Raw genomic sequence first — 583 nt, 5'->3', positions numbered from 1 at the left:
ACTTATACGGTCTAGGATCTACTTCAAACAGTAATTCACCCTTGCTAACAACTTGGTTATTAGTGACAGCAATAGTTTTAATGCGGCCATTAACTTGTGGGGTAACCTTAGTCACAACCCGAGTTGCCATAGCCTGCGGCGTTAATGGCATAGTCGCATCAGCAAACATAAAGTAACCAAATACCAGCATAAAGCCTGCTAAGGCAATTTTTGTTAGCCGCGAAAATTGTTGATCTGGTGTCATATTTGTATTCACTTACTTGTCTGTCATTTTAGCTAATTTGGTTAACGCATTATTACCAATCAGATTAATTACTCTTTCAAACTCAGTAAGTTCTTCAGCGTTTATGCCTAAGAGCAATTGGCTACGGATATTGATAATTGTTACTTCAACTTTCGTTATTAAATCGAGTCCAGCAGGAGTCAAATTGACAAGTCTGGCGCGTTTATCATGGGGGCAACAGTGGCGTTCAATGAGCCCTTGCTGTTCTAATTGGGCTAAGGTGCGCATTAAAGAGGCCAGTTCAATTTCTAAGGCATTGGCTAATACTTTTTGACTGAGGTTGTCGCCTAATCGCCACAG

At 40.7% G+C, this 583-nt stretch carries 2 protein-coding genes; both read right to left on the bottom strand.

The genetic code is table 11. The features are described from left to right. Positions 1-244, bottom strand: a 244-nt coding sequence (locus AB4486_RS24085; RefSeq protein ID WP_372119136.1) for a biotin/lipoyl-binding protein, incomplete at its 3' end; no start/stop codon positions are given. A 12-nt stretch (positions 245-256) separates the two neighbouring features. Further along, a partial coding sequence (locus tag AB4486_RS24080; protein WP_372119133.1) for a MarR family transcriptional regulator occupies positions 257-583 on the bottom strand: 327 nt, incomplete at its 5' end.

Source organism: Vibrio sp. 10N.222.55.C6, assembly GCF_041473395.1.
GTDB lineage: Bacteria > Pseudomonadota > Gammaproteobacteria > Enterobacterales > Vibrionaceae > Vibrio > Vibrio crassostreae_C.
This window is presented reverse-complemented; position numbering and strand designations above follow the sequence as displayed.